The organism is Kitasatospora sp. NPDC101235 (assembly GCF_044767505.1).
Classification (GTDB): domain Bacteria; phylum Actinomycetota; class Actinomycetes; order Streptomycetales; family Streptomycetaceae; genus Kitasatospora.
The window spans coordinates 1-4,198 of record NZ_JBIWNZ010000082.1 but is presented as its reverse complement, the minus strand read 5'-3'; the positions used below and the strand labels follow the sequence as shown (position 1 = coordinate 4,198).

Below are 4,198 nucleotides of genomic sequence, written 5' to 3'. Positions count from 1 at the left end.
GACCCCGGGGAATTGCGTCCGATGACCGATCGCGAGCCGGGCGTGGAGCTGAACTGCGACATTGAAGCACCATCCTCTGGTGTCGTTGAAGGGCTCTTACCTGCACTTTTGCGGACAGGCTTGCATTTGATGCATGATTCGCGCGCCCAGTGAACTAGGGAGAGCGGGTCGGTGAGAGGTCTGAGCGAGGGGTCGGCGCGGCTCGTGCTGCTCGACGGCGTCGCGCTGCTGCACCCCGAGGACGCAGTGTTCGACGGGATGCTGGAGGGCTGGGGCCGCCAGCAGCTCGGGGGTCGGCGCCTGCAGCCGGACACGGTGCGGGGCCGTCAGCAGCTCGTGCGCCGGTTCGGCAAGTTCACCAACGCCTACCCCTGGCAGTGGTCCGCCGCCGACGTCGACGAGTGGATGACCTACCTCATCAGCGAGTTGAGGCGGGCCGAGTCGACGATCCGGGGCTACCAGACCACGCTGCGGCTGTTCTGCGACTACATCACCTCGCCGCACTACCAGTGGCCGCAGGAGTGCGAGACCCGCTTCGGCACCCACCCGGTGCAGATCTGCCACGAGTGGAACACCGCGGCCCACCTCGTCGACTACGAGGGCGACCCGGACCGCCGGCCGATGACGCGCGAGGAGATCCAGCTCTTCCTCGACTACGCCGACGACCAGGTCGAGCGCGCGGTCCGGCTCGGCCGCAAGGGCGCCCTGGCGGCCTACCGCGACGCGACGGTGTTCAAGGCGATCTACGGCTGGGGCCTGCGCTGCACCGAGACCTCGAAGCTCGACACCACGGACTGGTACCGCAACCCCAAGGCCCCTGAGCTGGGCCGGCTCGGCTCGCTCCACGTTCGGTACGGGAAGCGGACCAAGGGCTCGCCGCCCCGGCGCCGCACGGTGCTCAGCGTGATGCCGTGGGCGGTCGAAGCGGTCGAGGACTACATCGTCAACGTCCGTCCCCGCTACGCCGCCGCCGACAGCAGCCCCGCTCTGTGGCTGACCGAACGGGGCGGCCGGCTCCAGGCCCGCGAGATCGAGGACCGCTTCGCGACGTACCGCGACGCGCTGGGCCTGGACAAGGAACTGGTGCCGCACTGCCTGCGGCACAGCCACGTCACCCACCAGATCGAGGACGGCGCCGACCCCGTCTTCGTCCAGAATCAGGTCGGCCACCGCTACGCCTCGACGACGGCCCTCTACACCGGCGTCAGCGGCGACTTCATGAACACGATGATGCGCACGGTCCTGGACCGCGCGCTGCGCAACGGACAGTAGGGAATCGACGTGACCGCAAAGCTGGACTACCGCTGGCACCTGCGGGAGGTGATGGCCACCCGCGGCATGTTCTCCACCACCGACCTGCGCCCGCTGCTGGCCGAGCGCGGGATCGACCTGTCGCCCAGCCAGACCTACCGCCTGGTGGTCGAGCGGCCGGAGCGGCTGAGCCTGAAGACGCTGATGGCCCTCCTGGACATCCTCGGCTGCACGATGGACGAGCTGATCGAGCCCGTCGCCGCGGCCAGCGCCGGCCGCCGCAAGGCGGCAGCGGCCGGCTCGGCCACGGGCGCGAGTGAGGGACCGTCCGGAGTCGGCGAGTTCAGGCCCCGCCGCGCCCGCATCGTCTCCGAGTAGGCGGTCATGGTGGCCGATCACCTGCCGCGATTCGCGGCCGAGCCCGAGCGCGTCATAGTCGAAGCCGTCGTGGCGGCCGAGCCCCAGCTGTCGGCCGCCGACGTCGAGGCCGTCCTGGTCACCGCAGTGCGGCGCCGGCCCGACCGACGCCAGCTCGCCGAGGCACTGCACGCCGACGCCCAACTGCTGACATCCACCCGGCCCGAGGGCCCCAGGAGCATCGAGCACCTGATCCGCGCGCTGATCGACCACGGAGCCCGCCACCTGCGGCTTCCCCGGTGCGGCCGGTGCCGGAAGGAGCGCCCGCTCCCCGCTCGCAATGGCATCCAGCGGATCTGCACGCCGTGCAAGGGGCGCCTGATCGCGCTCGCCAACCCGTGCGTGATTTGCGGCGGAACCAACTTCGCCGTCCGCGACCGCAACGGCCGGCCGCGCTGCCGTCGGCATCTGCCCGAACCGGACCGGGACGTCTCCCGCGAGCTCACCGAGCACGTCGCGGCCCTGCCCCTCGGGCTGACCACCGACGCTGCCGCAGATGCGATCCGGGAGGCCGTTCCCAGCCGCCAGGGCAAGCTGCAACTGCTCTGGGCCCTGGAAGACCAGCCCGACCTGCTGACCGAGCACGCCGTCACCGGCCCGCCCAAGACCATGGCACTGGTCAGGGCACTGGTCAGTCGCGGCGCTGTCGGGCTGAGCGAGCCACTGTGCCCCTTCTGCAAGCTCCGGCCCGCGCAGCCCCTCGAACGCGACGGCATGCGCTGCTGCAAGGGCTGCTGGCGCGAGTCCCGCTCCGAACCATGCTCGGCCTGCGGACGCACCACCTGGGTCGCCGCCCGGACGTTCGACGGAGCCCCGCTGTGCACGTCGTGCCGTGGCCACGACGCCTTCCACCACCAGACCTGCATCCGGTGCGGCACCGCCGGACGCCCCGTCCAACGCACCACCGACGGCATCCTGTGCCGGCGCTGTTCCGAGAAGCCGATCGCCACCTGTTCCGTCTGCGGTCGGTCGAAGCCGGTCCACCACGCTAAGACCAGCACCCCGATCTGCGGCTCCTGCTCGACCCGAGCCCAGAAGCCGAAGACCTGCAGCCGGTGCGGCACCGAGCGGCGCGCCAACTACCGCACCCCGGACGGCCGGCCCTTGTGCAAGCCCTGCGGGCAGCCGCGAGTGCCCTGCCACACCTGCGGTAACACCCGCGTCGTGCATGGCCGGACGCCTGACAACGAACCGCTCTGCGAAGGCTGCTGGTCCAAGCACCCCGTCGCCCGCCGACCGTGCAGCGAGTGCGGGACCGTGGAGAAGCTCTTCCACCACGGCCTGTGCGTGGCCTGCAGCGCCCCTCGCGCCCTTCACGCCGCGCTGGGCGGCGACACCGGCACAATGCGCGCCGAGGTCGAACCGGTCTTCCACGCGCTTCTCCACGTTCTTCCTCCTCTCGCTGTTCTGCGGTGGACCCGTCCTTCGACGACGTGCCGCCGACTGCTCGGCCAGCTGGCCGCGGGTTCCGGGCCGGTCACCCATGCGGAGCTGGACCGCCTCGGCCCGCCCAAGGCCGTCAAGACCGTGCGCTCCGCCCTCGTCGTCGGCGGGGCTCTGCCCGCTCGCGACGAGCGGCTCGCCGATCTGGAGTCGTGGCTGGCGAAGACCTACAGCCGCGTCGCGAATCCCGACGACCGGAAGGCCCTTCGCAGCTTCGCGACCTGGTACCACTTGCGCCGCCTTCGCCGCCTGCCGGAAGGCCGGCCCGTCACCGCGGGCCGGGCCGTCGCCGTACGGCACGAGGTCCGGAACGTCGTGCGTCTCCTGGAGTGGCTCGAACAGCAGGGCACCGCGCTGGGCGCCGCCACTCAGGACCATGTCGACGCCTGGCTCGCCGAAGGCCCGCCCCACCGGTTGCTCGTTCGCAACTTCCTGCTCTGGGCCAGCCGCCGCGGCCACGCCAACGGGCTCCAAGCCCCTTGGTACCGAGGCGACTTCACTCTCGCTGTGGTCGCACAGGACCACCGCTGGTCCCATGTCCAACGCCTGGTCGGGGATGACGCGCTCGACGTCGTGGACCGCGCCGCAGGTCTCCTTCTTCTCCTGCTCGCCCAGCCGCCCAGCCGGATCAGCCTGCTGCGGACCGACCAGGTCACCGACCACGGCGACAAGGTCACGCTCCAGCTCGGCCGGACCCCGGTCGAGCTGCCGCCACCTCTCGACGACCTGATCCGCGTCCTGGTTCAGCGACGCACGGGACGAGCAGCCGCGACACCTCTCCAGGAGTCGAACTGGCTGTTCCCCGGCGGCCTGGCCGGCCGCCCGATGAGCCCCGAGCACCTTGCCCATCGCCTGCGCGGGATCGGCATCCGCCCCCGGGCAGCCCGGAACACAGCCCTCATGGACCTCGCCGCCGAACTGCCCGCCGTCGTCGTCAGCCGGCTGCTGGGCTTTCACCAGAACACCGCCGACACCTGGCAGCGCGAAGCCACGGGCTCCGGCACCGAGTACGCCGCGGACCTGACCCGCCGCTGACCCGCCGCTGCCGGAGGCATTCCGCATGTTGTGATCGCGGAAGTTACCGATA

Annotated in this window: 3 protein-coding genes; all 3 read left to right on the top strand. The window is 71.2% G+C overall.

Going from position 1 to position 4,198, the window contains the following annotated elements; genetic code table 11:
- Nucleotides 1-171 precede the first annotated feature (171 nt).
- The 3 genes from ACIRRH_RS43875 to ACIRRH_RS43865 are packed head-to-tail and all read left to right on the top strand — an operon-like array spanning nucleotide 172 to nucleotide 4,146.
- Nucleotides 172-1,272 carry a tyrosine-type recombinase/integrase gene (locus tag ACIRRH_RS43875; RefSeq protein WP_403079097.1) on the top strand — a complete coding sequence of 367 codons (1,101 nt, stop codon included), beginning with the start codon at nucleotides 172-174 and terminating at the stop codon, nucleotides 1,270-1,272.
- A gap of 9 nt (nucleotides 1,273-1,281) precedes the next feature.
- Complete coding sequence (locus tag ACIRRH_RS43870; protein WP_403079096.1) at nucleotides 1,282-1,629, top strand: helix-turn-helix domain-containing protein; 348 nt, start codon at nucleotides 1,282-1,284, stop codon at nucleotides 1,627-1,629.
- A 6-nt stretch (nucleotides 1,630-1,635) separates the two neighbouring features.
- Nucleotides 1,636-4,146: a hypothetical protein gene (locus tag ACIRRH_RS43865; protein ID WP_403079094.1), complete on the top strand. Its 2,511-nt coding sequence runs from the start codon at nucleotides 1,636-1,638 to the stop codon at nucleotides 4,144-4,146.
- Nucleotides 4,147-4,198 lie beyond the last annotated feature (52 nt).